This window comes from Paraburkholderia sp. BR13444 (genome assembly GCF_040948755.1).
Taxonomy (GTDB): domain Bacteria; phylum Pseudomonadota; class Gammaproteobacteria; order Burkholderiales; family Burkholderiaceae; genus Paraburkholderia; species Paraburkholderia youngii.
This window is the reverse complement of record NZ_JBFPKM010000002.1, coordinates 872,967-888,180: the sequence shown is the minus strand read 5'-3', so window position 1 is coordinate 888,180 and position 15,214 is coordinate 872,967. Positions and strand designations below refer to the sequence as shown.

The 15,214-nt window shown below is 65.3% G+C and carries 14 protein-coding genes; 12 read left to right on the top strand and 2 right to left on the bottom strand.

The window, feature by feature from the left end; all coding sequences use genetic code 11:
• Positions 1-99: 99 nt before the first annotated feature.
• Positions 100-1,110 (top strand): type I glyceraldehyde-3-phosphate dehydrogenase, encoded by a 1,011-nt coding sequence (gap, locus tag AB3X95_RS08495; protein ID WP_176121843.1) that lies wholly within the window; start codon positions 100-102, stop codon positions 1,108-1,110.
• A gap of 73 nt (positions 1,111-1,183) precedes the next feature.
• Here gap and AB3X95_RS08490 read toward each other — a convergent pair whose 3' ends face one another.
• Positions 1,184-1,870 carry a FadR/GntR family transcriptional regulator gene (locus tag AB3X95_RS08490; protein WP_176121841.1) on the bottom strand — a complete coding sequence of 229 codons (687 nt, stop codon included), beginning with the start codon at positions 1,868-1,870 and terminating at the stop codon, positions 1,184-1,186.
• Between the two features lie 235 nt (positions 1,871-2,105).
• Here AB3X95_RS08490 and AB3X95_RS08485 point away from each other — a divergent pair, with 235 nt between their 5' ends.
• The 3 genes from AB3X95_RS08485 (at position 2,106) to AB3X95_RS08475 (ending at position 5,110) form a co-directional block, all read left to right on the top strand.
• The gene (locus AB3X95_RS08485; protein ID WP_176105053.1) at positions 2,106-3,434 is read left to right on the top strand and encodes a C4-dicarboxylate transporter DctA; all 1,329 of its coding nucleotides are present in this window, start codon (positions 2,106-2,108) and stop codon (positions 3,432-3,434) included.
• A gap of 125 nt (positions 3,435-3,559) precedes the next feature.
• Positions 3,560-4,570, top strand: coding sequence for an allantoicase (gene alc, locus AB3X95_RS08480; RefSeq protein WP_368621067.1), 1,011 nt, complete (start codon positions 3,560-3,562; stop codon positions 4,568-4,570).
• A gap of 27 nt (positions 4,571-4,597) precedes the next feature.
• Positions 4,598-5,110 carry an ureidoglycolate lyase gene (locus tag AB3X95_RS08475; protein WP_184226473.1) on the top strand — a complete coding sequence of 171 codons (513 nt, stop codon included), beginning with the start codon at positions 4,598-4,600 and terminating at the stop codon, positions 5,108-5,110.
• 102 nt (positions 5,111-5,212) lie between these two features.
• Here AB3X95_RS08475 and fur read toward each other — a convergent pair whose 3' ends face one another.
• Positions 5,213-5,641 carry a ferric iron uptake transcriptional regulator gene (gene fur, locus AB3X95_RS08470; protein ID WP_027198845.1) on the bottom strand — a complete coding sequence of 143 codons (429 nt, stop codon included), beginning with the start codon at positions 5,639-5,641 and terminating at the stop codon, positions 5,213-5,215.
• Positions 5,642-5,793: 152 nt separating this feature from the next.
• Here fur and bamE point away from each other — a divergent pair, with 152 nt between their 5' ends.
• The 8 genes from bamE (at position 5,794) to AB3X95_RS08430 (ending at position 15,191) form a co-directional block, all read left to right on the top strand.
• A complete protein-coding gene (gene bamE, locus AB3X95_RS08465; RefSeq protein ID WP_368621066.1) occupies positions 5,794-6,618 on the top strand; it encodes an outer membrane protein assembly factor BamE in 825 nt (274 codons plus the stop codon).
• Between the two features lie 368 nt (positions 6,619-6,986).
• A complete protein-coding gene (gene dapB, locus AB3X95_RS08460) occupies positions 6,987-7,784 on the top strand; it encodes a 4-hydroxy-tetrahydrodipicolinate reductase (RefSeq protein ID WP_176121836.1) in 798 nt (265 codons plus the stop codon).
• A gap of 78 nt (positions 7,785-7,862) precedes the next feature.
• Positions 7,863-8,579: a MotA/TolQ/ExbB proton channel family protein gene (locus tag AB3X95_RS08455; RefSeq protein WP_368621065.1), complete on the top strand. Its 717-nt coding sequence runs from the start codon at positions 7,863-7,865 to the stop codon at positions 8,577-8,579.
• A 48-nt stretch (positions 8,580-8,627) separates the two neighbouring features.
• Positions 8,628-9,059: an ExbD/TolR family protein gene (locus AB3X95_RS08450; RefSeq protein ID WP_368621064.1), complete on the top strand. Its 432-nt coding sequence runs from the start codon at positions 8,628-8,630 to the stop codon at positions 9,057-9,059.
• Between the two features lie 199 nt (positions 9,060-9,258).
• Positions 9,259-11,850 (top strand): leucine--tRNA ligase, encoded by a 2,592-nt coding sequence (gene leuS, locus AB3X95_RS08445; protein WP_368621063.1) that lies wholly within the window; start codon positions 9,259-9,261, stop codon positions 11,848-11,850.
• Between the two features lie 88 nt (positions 11,851-11,938).
• Positions 11,939-12,490, top strand: coding sequence for an LPS assembly lipoprotein LptE (gene lptE, locus AB3X95_RS08440; protein ID WP_176105063.1), 552 nt, complete (start codon positions 11,939-11,941; stop codon positions 12,488-12,490).
• A 54-nt stretch (positions 12,491-12,544) separates the two neighbouring features.
• Complete coding sequence (holA, locus tag AB3X95_RS08435) at positions 12,545-13,672, top strand: DNA polymerase III subunit delta (protein ID WP_176365596.1); 1,128 nt, start codon at positions 12,545-12,547, stop codon at positions 13,670-13,672.
• 247 nt (positions 13,673-13,919) lie between these two features.
• A complete protein-coding gene (locus AB3X95_RS08430) occupies positions 13,920-15,191 on the top strand; it encodes a glutamate-5-semialdehyde dehydrogenase (RefSeq protein WP_368621062.1) in 1,272 nt (423 codons plus the stop codon).
• The last annotated feature ends 23 nt before the right edge of the window (positions 15,192-15,214 follow it).

Genomic DNA, 15,214 nt, shown 5'->3' with positions numbered 1-15,214 from the left:
TTGCCGTCGCGCCCCTCGTGGTTGCGCGGGGCAACGCACCGAACCGGATGTCCGACCAGGCGAACATAAACGGATTTTTTAGCCATCAGGAGATACATCATGACGATTCGCGTCGCAATCAACGGCTACGGCCGGATCGGCCGCAATACCCTGCGCGCCTTCTATGAAAACGGCAAGAAGCACGATATCGAAATCGTCGCCATCAACGATCTGGGCGATGCGAAGACCAACGCCCACCTGACGCAGTACGACACCGCGCACGGCAAGTTCCCGGGCCAGGTGTCGGTGGACGGCGACTACCTCGTCGTGAACGGCGACAAGATCCGCGTGCTGGCGAACCGCAACCCGGCTGAACTGCCGTGGGGCGAGCTGGGCGTCGACGTCGTGATGGAGTGCACGGGCTTTTTCACGACCAAGGAAAAGGCCAGCGCGCACATCAAGGGCGGAGCGAAGAAGGTCATCATCTCGGCGCCGGGCGGCAAGGATGTCGACGCGACCGTCGTCTACGGCGTGAACCACAACGTACTGAAGGCATCGGACACGGTCATCTCGAACGCATCGTGCACGACCAACTGCCTCGCGCCGCTGGTCAAGCCGCTGAACGACAAGATCGGTCTCGTGAACGGCCTGATGACGACGATCCACGCGTACACGAACGACCAGGTTCTGACCGACGTGTACCACGAAGACCTGCGCCGCGCGCGTTCGGCCACGCATAGCCAGATCCCGACCAAGACCGGTGCGGCATCGGCGGTCGGCCTCGTGCTGCCGGAACTGAACGGCAAGCTGGACGGCTACGCAATCCGCGTCCCGACGATCAACGTGTCGGTCGTCGACCTGTCGTTCATCGCCGCGCGCGACACGACGGTCGAGGAAGTCAACGCGATCATGAAGGAAGCGTCGGAAGGCGCACTGAAGGGCGTTCTCGGTTACAACGACGCACCGCTCGTGTCGATCGACTACAACCACAACCCGGCTTCGTCGACGTTCGACTCGACGCTGACCAAGGTGTCGGGCCGTCTCGTAAAGGTGTCGAGCTGGTACGACAACGAGTGGGGCTTCTCGAACCGCATGCTGGACACGGCTGTGGCGCTCGCGAACGCGAAGTAAGTTTCGGGTTTCACGCTGCATGAAAGCCGCTCCTCGGAGCGGCTTTTTTTCGTCTGCGGTATCGGCGCGACGGCTACGGCGTCGGGAAATAGACGCCCGCGCGCTGCGCGGCGTTCGCGATGTGCGTCTCGATCGCCTTGCCCGCCGCGAGCGAATCGCGGGCCTTCAGCGCGTCGAGAATCGCGCGATGCTCGGTGTAGGTGGATAGCACCCGCTCGCGCCGGTAGAACGGCATGCGCTGGCTTTCCTTCATGATTTCGGCGCTGCTGCGCAGGATCGACTCGATCGCGGCATTGCCCGCGATGCTGACGATGCGCATATGGAACGCGTAGTCGAGCCGCGCCGCTTCGTCGAGCTCCTCGCAGGCGAGCGCGCTTTGCATCGCGGTGACGTTTTCCTCGAGCCACGCGAGGTCGTCGTTGGTGACCGCGAGCACCGCCATGCGCGCAACGAAGCCTTCGAGCGCGTAGCGCATCTGGTACGTGTCGGGCAGCGACGACTGCTCGGCGAAACGCCACGCCTGAGCGGCTTTCGCCTGCGCGCTTTCCACGTACACGCCCTTGCCGGGCCGGATGACCAGCAGGCCGAGCGCTTCGAGCGTGGAGAGCGCTTCGCGCAGCGACGCGCGGCTGATCGACAGTTCATCGGATAGCTGGCGCTGCGCCGGCAGCAGGCTGCCCACCGGATAGACGCCCGCTTCGATGCGTTCGCGGATGGTCGCGATGGCCGCGTCGGTGACGGTGTGCGGGACGTTTTTCATAAAAGCTCACTGGGTGGCGTGGTCTGACCGCAATTCTAATACGCGGTCGAAAACGGCGCGCCGCACGGCGTCGCGAATCCTGAATCCGACCCGAAATCGCCGAAAAAACAACGGGTAAACACTGTTCGATCAATCCTTGACGGGACTATATCGGCTTCCTACTATTCCCCATAACACTACTGGTCGGACCAGTCTGAACAGAAGTGACCGAGACAACCATCCGCAGGAGGAAGCCGTGTTGAAATTCTTCAATTCGCTATTTGGCCGGGTCGTGATAGCGCTCGTGGTCGGCATCGTGCTCGGTGCCGTGTTTCCGCATTTCGCGCAGTCCTTGCGGCCGCTTGGCGACGGCTTTCTGAAGCTGATCAAGATGGTGATCGGACCGATCGTGTTCTGCGTGGTGGTGAGCGGTATGGCGCATGCGGGCGATTTGCGCAAGGTCGGCCGCGTCGGCTTGAAGTCGGTGATCTACTTCGAGGCGATGACGACGATCGCGCTCGTGATCGGCGCGGTGCTCGCTTACGCGACGCGTCCGGGCGCCGGCATGAACGTGAACCTGAGTTCGCTCGATGCGGCGTCGCTCACGACCTATACCGAGCACGCGAAGAGCCTGAAGGACACCGCCGGCTTTCTGCTGAAGATCATCCCCGACACGGCGATCAACGCGTTCGCAACCGGCGACATCCTGCAGATCCTCGTGTTCTCGGTGCTGTTCGGCTCGGCGCTGTCGCTGCTCGGCAAGCGCGCGCAACGCGTGAGCGGGTTGATCGATGAGCTGTCGCAGGTGTTCTTCCGCGTGATGGGCTTCATCATCAAGCTCGCGCCGCTCGGCGTGCTCGGCGCGATCGCGTTTACGACCGGCACCTACGGCGTCGAGTCGCTGAAGCAGCTCGGCATGCTCGTGCTGGTGTTCTACGCGAGTTGCGTGGTGTTCGTCGTGCTCGTGCTCGGCGCGGTGATGCGGCTCGCCGGCTTCAGCATCTTCAAGCTGATCCGCTATCTGCGCGAAGAACTGTCGATCGTGCTCGGCACCGCGTCGTCCGACGCCGTGCTGCCGCAGATCATGCGCAAGCTCGAGTGGATGGGCGTCAAGGATTCGACGGTCGGTCTCGTGATTCCGACCGGCTACTCGTTCAATCTCGACGGCTTCTCGATCTATCTGACGCTTGCGGTGCTGTTCATCGCGCAGGCGACCAACACCCCGCTGTCTATTCATGACCTGATCGTCGTCGTGCTGGTGTCGCTGGTGACGTCGAAGGGCGCGCACGGCATACCCGGCTCGGCGATCGTGATTCTCGCTGCGACGCTCTCCGCGATTCCCGCGATTCCGGTGCTCGGTCTCGTGCTGATTCTGCCGGTCGACTGGTTCGTCGGCATCGCCCGCGCGCTGACCAACCTGATCGGCAACTGCGTCGCGACGGTGGTGGTCGCCGTGTGGGAAAACGATATCGACAAGGCGCGCGCGCACCGCGTGCTGAATCGCGACGCGGCGCTGCGCTACGTGCCCGCTGTCGACGACACGCTCGCCGAGCCGGGTGCGGGCGAACACGCGCCGGCAGTCTGACGGCGGCGCGCCGGCTCTGGTCTGACCAGACCAACCGGCATCGTCTTCAGACGGAGTTTTTCGCAAACCGACGGCTGCCGTGGCGCCGCCGGCCGTTTCTGACCTCTTCGACACTGACCGACATCATGGCCAACCCGATCCTCGACCCGAACGCCCCCGTCTTCACGCGCCGCTACATGAACCTCGCCGATCCGCGCCTCGGCGCGAAGGCGCTGGTCGCCAGCGACGAATTCTTCGCACCGAAAGAGCGCATGCTGGAGCCGCAGCCGGCGGTGTTCATCCCCGGCAAATACGACGACCACGGCAAGTGGATGGACGGCTGGGAGACGCGCCGCAAGCGCACGAACGGCCACGACCATTGCGTGATCCGTCTCGCGCGGCCGGGCGTCGTGCATGGCGTCGATCTCGATACGAGCCACTTCACCGGCAATTTCCCGCCGGCGGCGTCGATCGATGCCTGTCACAGCGACGCTGACGTGCCGCCCGAGCACGCCGACTGGCAGCCGCTCGTGCCGGCGACGACGCTACAGGGCAACCAGCATCACTACGTTGAAGTGAAAGACGCGCGCCCGGTCACCCATCTGCGGGTGAATCTCTATCCGGACGGCGGGCTCGCCCGACTGCGCGTGTACGGCCAGCCGCAGCGGGACTGGAGCCGCGTCGAGCGCGGCACGCTGCTCGATCTCGCCGCGATCGAAAACGGCGCGTACCTCGTCGCCGCGAATAACCAGCATTTCGGGCCGGCCTCGCACATGCTGATGCCAGGCCGCGGCGTGAACATGGGCGACGGCTGGGAAACCCGGCGGCGTCGCGAGCCGGGCAACGACTGGGCGATCGTCGCGCTCGCGCGGCCCGGCGTGATCCGCAAGATCGAAGTGGATACGGCGCACTTCAAGGGCAACTTCCCGGACCGCTGCTCGCTGCAGGCGGCATCGGTGACGGGCGGCACCGACGATTCGCTCGTCACGCAGGCGATGTTCTGGCCGGTGCTGCTCGGCGAACAGAAGCTGCAGATGGACCATGTGCACACGTTCACGGACGACCTCGCCGCGCTCGGGCCGGTCACGCACGTGCGCTTCAACATCTTCCCGGACGGCGGCGTGTCGCGCCTGCGTCTGTGGGGCGAGATCGCTTAACGCACGCAACATCAGGGAGCGGCACGCATGAAGATCCTGCAGATGGAACGCCTGACGCGCGCGGCTTTCGCGCCGTTCGGCGACGTGATCGAACTTGACGGCGCGCGTCATTTTCCCATCAATGGCGGCACCACCGAGCGCTATCACGACCTCGCGCGCGTCGACGTGGCGGAGCAGGGCGGCCGGCCGCTCGTCAATCTGTTTCGCGCGCAGCCGCGCGCGCTGCCCGTCGAGATCACGATGATGGAGCGGCATCCGCTCGGCAGCCAGGCTTTCATTCCGTTACGCGCGGGCCGCTATCTGGTGGTGGTCGCGCCGGCCGGCGAGTTCGACGCCACGCGGATGCGCGCGTTCTGGACCGACGCGTGGCAAGGCGTCAATTACGCGAAAGGGGTTTGGCACCATCCGCTGCTCGCGCTGGACCAGGTCAGCGATTTCATCGTCGTCGATCGTGGCGGCGACGCGCCGAATTGCGACGAATTGCAGTTGGCCGAGCCGTGGCGGCTCGCCTTCGAGCCGAGCGTGGAACTGGTCGGATAGCCGTATTTGCCGTCGCCTGAACAAAAAACCCGACCGATTCTCATCGGCCGGGTCTTTCTTCTGACTTGCCAGGCCGCGTATTCCCACGCGGCCCGCGATGCATCAGTGCTTGCGATGCGGGCAATTTTCCTTCGTGCACGCCCCATACAGTGCCAGCGCATGCTCCTGCAGCTTGAAGCCGCGTGCCTTGGCGATGGACTGCTGACGACTTTCGATTTCGGGGTCGAAAAACTCTTCCACGAGCCCGCAATCGAGGCACACGAGGTGATCGTGGTGTGTCCCCTCGTTCAGCTCGAACACCGCCTTGCCCGACTCGAAATTGCTGCGCGAGAGCAGGCCGGCCTGCTCGAATTGCGTCAGCACGCGATACACGGTGGCGAGACCGATATCGAGTTCCTCGTGCAGGAGGTTGCGGTACACGTCTTCGGCGGTTAGATGACGTACCGGACTGTGTTGGAAAATCTCAAGGATTTTGAGGCGCGGAAGGGTCGCCTTGAGCCCGATATTCTTGAGATCGGTTGGATTGGTCATGACAAGGGATCCCTAGAGTACAATGCTGGGCTCTCATAGTAATGTGTTTTGCCGTTCTGGTCATTTTCGATGGAATGAGCGCGGCCCGCAAGCGGGCCCGCACGGTGAGTGAAATGATTTCTAAATCTCAATTGATCTACCGGGGGAGCCGCATGCGGGGTACCTTGATCGCGGTTGCGACTGTCGCGGTTCTTGCCGGATGTTCCACGTACGACAGCCTGACCCAGCGCGTTGCCCAAAGCATTACGCCGTATCGGATTACGGTCGTGCAAGGTAACTTCGTGTCGCAGGAAATGGCCAGCCAGATGAAGGTCGGCATGACGCGCGCACAGGTGCGTCAGGTGCTCGGCACGCCGCTGTTGACCGATATGTTCCACGCGGATCGCTGGGATTACACGTTCTATTTCAAGCGTGGCAACACCTCGATCGTTCAGCAACGCGACTTCGTCGTGTTCTTCTCGGGCGACACCGTGACCCACTGGACGGGTGGCGAGGATCTGCCGACCAATCTCGAATTGCTGGCCGAAATCGACGGCGACCGCAGTGGCCGTCGCTCGAACGCTACGCCGCCGAGCGCGGCCGAGGCCGCCAGCGCCGCAGCCGCCGCAAGCGGGGCTGCCGCCGCGGCGCCGGTCACGGTGGACACGACGCGCTCGCCGTCGGTCGAAGGCGCCCAGCAAGCCGCCACGCCGTCCATGGACGCCAACGCGGAAGCTGCCCAGGCGGCCAATCGCGCGACCAGCGCGGTGTCTACGCCGAGCGGCGCGCCGTCCGTGCGTTCGGCCGTGCCGAGAGCAGGCGCTGGCGGAATCCCGACGCAAGGCCCGACGGCCGGTGGTCAGCCGCAGTTCCAGTTCAAACGGCCGCCGCCGCCGGCGCCGGAAAACGAGAGCAACCCGGTCGGCCCGACGGGCTCGCAAAGCGGCGACAGCTCGGCGCCGAACGCTTCGCCGTCAACGTCCGGAACGAGCAACTGATCCGCTTGTCGGTGTCGTGAGGCGGGCTGCGCGTAGCATGTGCGGCGCCCGCCAGATGTGTGTTCGTCCGGCGTCAGGCGAGGCCGGAAATGCACCGCTTGGGCCGCATGAACCTGTTGCCGCAGTGCGCCGCGGCAGTGGCTCGCCGCAGCGGGCGGTATCAGTCAGTCACCTGAGCGAGCCGTCCCGGTTGGCCGCGGGCGTTGGCTTCAGCAGCGAGCCGCGCGGCCTTGTCGCAAGATCGTGCCGCCTGTCGCCGCTTGTTTCTATATCGACCGGGCGCATTCCCCGGCACACTGGTCGGTGCATTCGCCGGGCCGCGTTTGCCGGGCTCCATCCCGGTTGACTCTTTTCGAATCCTCATCGTCATGAAAATTGCCATTGCAGGCGCATCGGGCCGTATGGGCCGCATGCTGATCGAAACCGTCCTCAACGACGCCGACACGACGCTGTCCGGCGCGCTCTGCCGCACGGGCGCGGCGCAGCTTGGCCAGGACGCCGGCGCGTTCCTCGGCAAAGAGACCGGCGTGCTGCTGTCCGACGATATCGAGCGCGTGTTTGCCGAATCCGACTACCTGATCGACTTTACACGCCCGGACGCGACGCTCGCGCATCTCGAAGCCGCGCAGCGCCACGGCGTGAAAATGGTGATCGGCACGACCGGCTTCGACAACGCGCAAAAAGCGCAACTGCGCGCGGCGGCGCAGAAGATCGGCGTGGTGTTCGCGTCGAACATGAGCGTCGGCGTGAACGTTACGCTGAAACTGCTCGAATACGCGGCGCGGCACTTTTCGACCGGCTACGACATCGAGATCATCGAGGCGCATCATCGCCACAAGGTCGATGCGCCGTCCGGCACCGCGCTGACGATGGGCGAAGTGATCGCGGGCGCGCTCGGCCGCAATCTCGACGACTGCGCGGTCTACGGCCGCGAAGGCGTGACCGGCGAGCGCGATCCGTCGACGATCGGCTTCTCGGCGATTCGCGGCGGCGATATCGTCGGCGATCATACGGTGCTGTTCGCGGGCATCGGCGAGCGCATCGAGATCACGCACAAATCGGCGAGCCGCCTGTCATATGCACAAGGCGCGCTTCGTGCTGTACGCTTCCTCGAAGGCCACGACAACGGCTTCTTCGACATGCAGGACGTGCTCGGCCTGCGTTGAGCGAAGTTCGTTGCGCATAGGCGGGGCAGCGCATCCCGAGCGCGCCCTCCCGAAGTCACTTTCCGAAGGCGAGGTCAGATGGCAGGCAGCAGCGGCATCATCCATTACCTGCAAACGAGCGACGCAATCACGCATGCCGTCGCCTACGTGCTGCTGGCCATGTCGATTGCGAGCTGGTGTTTTCTGATCGTCAAGAGCTGGATTCTGGCGCGCACGAAACGCCAGTCCTCGCGGGCGATCGCGCGCTTCTGGCAAGCGCCGACGCTCGCCGAAGGCGTCGCCATCCTGCGCCGCGCCGACCGTGAGCGCGTGTTCGCGCCGCTCGCCGAAGCGGCGCTCAGTGCGGCCGAGGTCGACATTCCGGGCGCGCTGCTCGCGCGCGTCGAGCGCAGCGAACGGGTGCTGCGCGCGCTGCGCCAGGCGCTCGCCGCGTCGCAGCGGCGGCTCGAGTTCGGTCAGGTGCTGCTGGCGTCGGTGGGCAGCACCGCGCCGTTCGTCGGTCTGCTCGGCACCGTATGGGGCATCTATCACGCGCTCGGCAGCATCGCGGCGAGCGGGCAGGCGCAGATCGAGAACGTCGCGGGACCGGTCGGCGAGGCGCTGATCATGACCGCGTTCGGTCTGGTGGTCGCGATTCCGGCGGTGCTCGGCTACAACGTGCTGGGCCGCCTCGTGCGGCAATTGACCGAGGAGCTGGACGGTTTCGCGCACGATTTGCACGCGTACGTGTGCTCCCCCGAGCATGCGCCGACGCCGCCTCGCGCGCAGCAGGCGGCGCACGAGGCGCACCGCTGACGCTTGGCGTGCGGCGGGCAGGGCCAAGCTCAGACGCAAGGAGGCGACATGGCATTCGACGGACTCGAGAAGAAGCAGGCGGCCGCGCCGATGGCCGAGATCAACATGACGCCGCTGATCGACGTGATGCTGGTGCTGCTGGTGATTTTCATCATTACCGCGCCGCTGTTCTCTCATGCGATCCGGCTCGATCTGCCGAAGGTCGCGGCGGCGCCCGCGCGCCAGACCCCGCAAACCATCTCCCTGTCGATCGACGGCGCCGGCAAGCTCTACTGGAACGGCAAGCCGATCACGCTCGCGCAGATGCGCGTGCAGTTCGCCGAGGCCGGCAAGCAGGCGGACCAGTCGGACATCCAGCTGCGCGCGGAGCGTTCGACGCGCTACGAAGTAATCGCGCAGGTGATGGGCGCCGCGCAGCAGGCGGGGCTCGAGCGGATCGGCTTCGTGACGGACCCGCCGCCGCCCGCCGCGCAGCACTGAGCATCACCGGACGCTGGCGGGCGCGCAGCGCGTCGACGAATCCGGCATACCCCGCCCCGCACCATGCCGCGCGTAGCGGCGCACCCGTCCGCGAACGGTATAATCAGCCCTTTCCCCGCCGAAGGGGAAACGACGCAACGACATTCTGCAGAGCACCGGGCCGGTGCGAAAGCACCGAACCTAGCGATCCCATCACACCATGCACGAAAAATACGTTCCCTCCGACGTCGAAGCCGCCGCGCAAGGGCAATGGCGCGCCATCGACGCCTACAAGACGACGGAAACCACCGACAAGCCCAAGTTCTACTGCGTCTCGATGCTGCCGTATCCGTCGGGCAAGCTGCACATGGGGCACGTGCGCAACTACACGATCAACGACGTGATGTACCGCTATCTGCGGATGAACGGCTACAACGTGCTGATGCCAATGGGTTGGGACGCGTTCGGCATGCCGGCGGAAAACGCCGCGATGGCCAACAACGTGCCGCCCGCGCAGTGGACCTACGACAACATCGCTTACATGAAGAAGCAGATGCAGTCGATGGGTCTCGCGATCGACTGGTCGCGCGAAGTCGCGACCTGCAGCCCCGACTACTACAAGTGGAACCAGTGGCTGTTTCTGAAGATGCTCGAAAAGGGCATCGCGTACAAGAGAACCGGTACCGTGAACTGGGACCCCGTCGACCAGACCGTGCTCGCGAACGAGCAGGTGATCGACGGGCGCGGCTGGCGCTCGGGTGCGCTTGTCGAAAAGCGCGAAATCCCGATGTACTACATGCGCATCACGCAGTACGCGGATGAACTGCTGAACGATCTCGACGGCCTCGGCTGGCCCGAGCGCGTGAAGATCATGCAGCAGAACTGGATCGGCAAGAGCTTCGGCGTGAACTTCGGCTTCCCGTATGAAATCGACGGCGAACAGAAGCTGCTGCGCGTGTTCACGACGCGCGCCGACACGATCATGGGCGTCACGTTCTGCGCGATCGCCGCCGAGCATCCGCTCGCCACGCGTCTCGCGCAAGACAAGCCGGAACTGCAGGCATTCATCGACGAATGCAAGCGCGGCGGCGTCGCCGAAGCCGACGTCGCGACGATGGAAAAGAAGGGCATGGCCACCGGCTTCTACGTCACGCATCCGCTGACGCACGAGCAGGTCGAGGTGTGGATCGGCAACTACGTGCTGATGACTTACGGCGAAGGCGCGGTGATGGGCGTGCCGGCGCACGACGAGCGCGACTTCGCGTTCGTGAAGAAGTACGGTCTGCCGGTGAAGCAGGTGGTCGCGGTCGAGGGCAAGGAGTTTTCGACTGAAGCCTGGGCGGAGTGGTACGGCGAGAAGACCGGCACGCTGGTCAACAGCGGCAAGTACGACGGCCTCGCGTACGACGAAGCGGTGGACCGCATCGCCGCCGATCTTAAGGAACTCGGCCTCGGCGACAAGCAGATCACGTGGCGTCTGCGTGACTGGGGCGTGTCGCGCCAGCGTTACTGGGGCACGCCGATTCCGATCATCCACTGCCCGAAGTGCGGCGACGTGCCGGTGCCGGAACAAGACCTGCCGGTCGTGCTGCCGGAAGACCTCGTGCCGGACGGCACGGGCAATCCGCTCGCGAAGTCCGAAGCGTTCCTGAACTGCACGTGCCCGAGCTGCGGCGGCGCGGCGAAGCGCGAAACCGACACGATGGACACCTTCGTCGATTCGTCGTGGTACTTCTATCGCTACGCGTCGCCGGATGCGAAGACGATGGTCGACGAGCGCACCGATTACTGGGCGCCGATGGATCAGTACATCGGCGGTATCGAACACGCGATCCTGCACCTGTTGTACTCGCGTTTCTGGGCGAAGGTGATGCGCGACCTCGGCCTCGTGAAGTTCGGCGAACCGGCGACGAACCTGCTCACGCAGGGCATGGTGCTCAACGAAACCTACTACCGCGAAAACGAAGCGGGCAAGAAGACCTGGTACAACCCGGCGGACGTCACCGTCTCGTTCGACGACAAGGGCCGCCCGGTCGGCGCGGTGCTGAACGCCGACGGCGAGCCGGTCGTGCTTGGCGGCGTCGAGAAAATGTCGAAGTCGAAGAACAACGGCGTCGACCCGCAGATGCTGATCGATCAGCACGGCGCGGACACCGCGCGTCTGTTCGTGATGTTCGCGGCTCCGCCCGAGCAGCAGCTCGAGTGGTCGGGTTCGGGCGTCGAAGGCGCGAGCCGCTTTCTGCGTCGCGTGTGGAACTTCGGCTACACGAACGAAGCCGCGCTGCGCACGGGCGGCCAGTTGGACGCCGCACAATTCAACGACGCCGACAAGGCGCTGCGTCGTGAAATCTATAGCGTGCTGAAGCAGGCCGATTTCGACTATCAGCGTCTGCAGTACAACACGGTGGTATCGGCCGCGATGAAGATGCTCAACGCGCTCGATGGCGCGAAAGGCGCGCAGACGGCCGTGCTGCGCGAAACTTACGGCGTGATGCTGCGTGTACTGTATCCGGTCGTGCCGCACCTGACGTTCCAGCTGTGGCAGGAGCTCGGCTATGCCGACGAATTCGGCCCGCTGCTCGACGCGCCGTGGCCGAAGGTCGACGAGAAGGCGCTCGAACAGGCCGAGATCGAACTCGTGCTGCAGGTGAACGGCAAGGTACGCGGCGCGATCACGGTCGCGAAGGACGCATCGCGCGACGCGATCGAGCAGCAAGCGGCCGCGCACGAAATGGTCGCGAAGTTCAGCGAAGGCAAGGCGCCTAAGAAGATCATCGTGGTGCCGGGCCGTCTCGTGAACGTGGTCGTTTGACGTTCCGAGCCCTCATCCGGCAGATGGAGCGCCGCCCGTCCGGCGGCGTTCCTCGGCATTGCGAATCCACTGCGAACCGGGAGCGAATGTGACTCGCAGATCGTTTTTGACGCTCGCTTGCAGCGTAATGATGTTGTCGGCCTGCGGCTTCCAGTTGCGCGGCCAGCAGGACTACGCGTTCAAGCGCCTCTATGTGTCGGGCGGCTCGCCCGCGGCCATCGCGCGCTTCACGCGCATCGTGCAGGGCGGCAGCGACACCGTGGTGGTCAACTCGGTCGCCAATGCCGACGCGATCCTGCAAATCACGCAGAACCGCAACCTCAGCACGCTGACGCTGAATTCGCTGGGCGTCGTCGCCGAGTATCAGCTGAATCTGCAGATGACCTACACGCTGACCGGCAAGGACGGCACCGTGCTGATTCCGGGCAGCGTGATCGCGCTGAACCGCGCGATGACCTATAGCGACCAGTTCTCGCAGGCGAAGGCCGCCGAGTCCGACATCCTGTTCGCCGACATGGAAAACGACGCGGTCGATCAGCTGATCCGCCGTCTCGGCGTGGTGCGCTCGCTGCATCCGACGCCGGCCGAGGCCGTGCCGGGCATCGTGCCGCGCGCGCCGCTGCCGCCGCCGCCGCTGTGAGCATCGCGTCGTTCGTGAGTCGTCGAATCTCATCCATCCCGTCAACCGCCAGCCATGCAACTGCGACCTGACGCGCTCGAAGCGCATCTCGCCAAAGGCCTCGCCGGACTGTACGTCGTGTACGGCGACGAGCACCTGCTCGCGCAGGAAGCGTGCGACCGCATCCGCGCGGCGGCGCGCGCGGCAGGCTTCACCGACCGCTCGGTGTTCACGGCCGAGCGCTATTTCGACTGGAGCTCGCTGCTCGGCGCGAGCCAGTCGATGTCGCTGTTCGGCGACCGTCAACTGGTCGAATTGCGCATTCCATCGGGCAAGCCGGGCAAGGAAGGCGCCGACGCGCTGAAGGCCCTGGCATCCACCGTCAACGACGACGTGCTAACGATGATCACGCTGCCGCGTCTCGATGCGGCCACGCAGAAGTCGGCATGGTTCAGCGCGCTCGCCGATGCGGGCGTCGCGCTGAGGATCGATCCGGTCGAGCGCGCGCAGCTGCCGAACTGGGTCGGACAGCGGCTCGCGGCCCAGGGTCAGCGCGTTGCAGCCGGCGAGGAAGGGCGGCGCGCGCTCGCGTTCATCGCCGAGCGCGTCGAGGGCAATCTGCTCGCCGCGCATCAGGAAATCCAGAAGCTCGGGCTGCTGTATCCGAGCGGCTCGCTGAGCTTCGATCAGGTGCAGGACGCGGTGCTCAACGTCGCGCGTTACGACGTGTTCAAGCTCAATGAGGCGATGCTCGCGGGCGACGTCGGCCGTCTCGCGCGCATGCTCGACGGCCTGCGCGGTGAAGGCGAGGCTGCGGTGCTCGTGCTGTGGGCCGTTGTCGAGGAAGTGCGCACGCTGTTGCGGATCAAGCGCGGCGTCGCGGCCGGCAAGCCGCTCGCGATGCTCACCCGCGAGAACCGCGTGTGGGGTCCGCGCGAACGGCTGATCGGGCCGGCGCTGTCGCGTGTCAGCGAAGCGGCGCTCGAGAAGGCGCTCGCGCTGGCGGCGCGGCTCGACCGGCAGGTCAAGGGCTTGTCGGGAGGCACGCCGGGCAATCATCGCAACGATCCGCCGCCCGATCCGTGGGACGGCCTGTTCGAACTCGCAATGACGGTGGCCGCGCCAAAACCGTCGGCGGCGTCGCCAGTGCCGCCGCCGCGACCTCGGGCGCCGACTGCGGCTCCAGCGCGGCGGCCAATCTAAGCAGCCGGGCGCGGGCGAGTTCCGGCGGCGATTGCAATCGCACAGCAACCGTCAATCGCGTCAAATGCAGACCACCGCGTTTCCCATGCCACGGGCTCAACACAACGCATCGGCAAGCCCGCGACAGCACAGCGCACCCGCAGCCCCCTCGCGAGCAAAGCCCCGGTACCCGACTTACAATCGTTTGATCTTTCGCTAATCTTGCCCGACCACCGCACGCCAACGTGCGGGCATCACGAGAATGACCATGGATATCGACCAGTACATGACCGACCTCGGCCAACGCGCTCGCCAGGCTTCGCGCGCGATGGCGCGGGCGTCGACCGCCGCGAAGAATGCGGCGCTTGCAGCCGTTGCCGAGGCGATCGAACGCGATGCCGATCTGCTGAAGGCCGCCAACGCGCGCGACCTCGAACGCGCCCGCGGCAAGGGCCACGACGCCGCATTCATCGACCGTCTGACGCTGTCCGACAAGGCGCTGAAGACGATGGTCGAAGGCCTGCGCCAGGTCGCGGCGCTGGCCGATCCGATCGGTGAAATCAGCAATCTGAAGTATCGACCGAGCGGCATCCAGGTCGGCCAGATGCGTGTGCCGCTCGGCGTGATCGGCATCATCTACGAATCGCGCCCGAACGTGACGATCGACGCGGCCGCGCTGTGCCTGAAGTCCGGCAACGCGACCATTCTGCGCGGCGGCTCGGAAGCGCTCGAATGCAATACCGCGCTCGCCAGGCTGATCGGCGAAGGGCTCGAAGCAGCCGGTCTGCCGCAGGACGCGGTGCAGGTGGTCGCGACGCCGGACCGCGCGGCGGTCGGCAAGCTGATCACGATGACCGAATACGTCGACGTGATCGTGCCGCGCGGCGGCAAGAGTTTGATCAAGCGTCTGATGAACGAAGCGCGCGTGCCGATGATAAAGCACCTCGACGGCATCTGCCACGTCTATGTCGACGATCGCGCGGACCTGGCGAAGGCTCTCAACGTCTGCGACAACGCGAAGACGCACCGCTACGGCACCTGCAACACGATGGAAACGCTGCTGGTCGCGCGCGGCATCGCGGCCGAAGTGCTGCCGCCGCTTGGGCGATTGTATCGAGGCAAGGACGTCGAGCTGCGCGTCGATGCGGCGGCGCGCGCGGTGCTGGCCGATGCGGGCGTCGGCCCGCTCGTCGACGCGACCGAGGAAGACTGGCGCACCGAGTATCTGGCGCCGGTGCTCGCGATCAAGGTGGTCGACGGCATCGACGCGGCGATCGAGCACATCAACACTTATAGCTCGCAGCACACCGATGCGATCGTTACCGAAGACCACGACCGCGCGATGCGCTTCCTGCGCGAAGTCGATTCGGCGAGCGTGATGGTCAACGCGTCGACGCGTTTCGCGGACGGCTTCGAGTTCGGTCTCGGCGCCGAGATCGGCATCTCGAACGACAAGCTGCATGCGCGCGGCCCGGTCGGACTGGAAGGGCTGACTTCGCTGAAGTACATCGTGCTCGGGCACGGCGAAGGTCGTCAATAAGCGCGCATCGAGGCACCGCCACA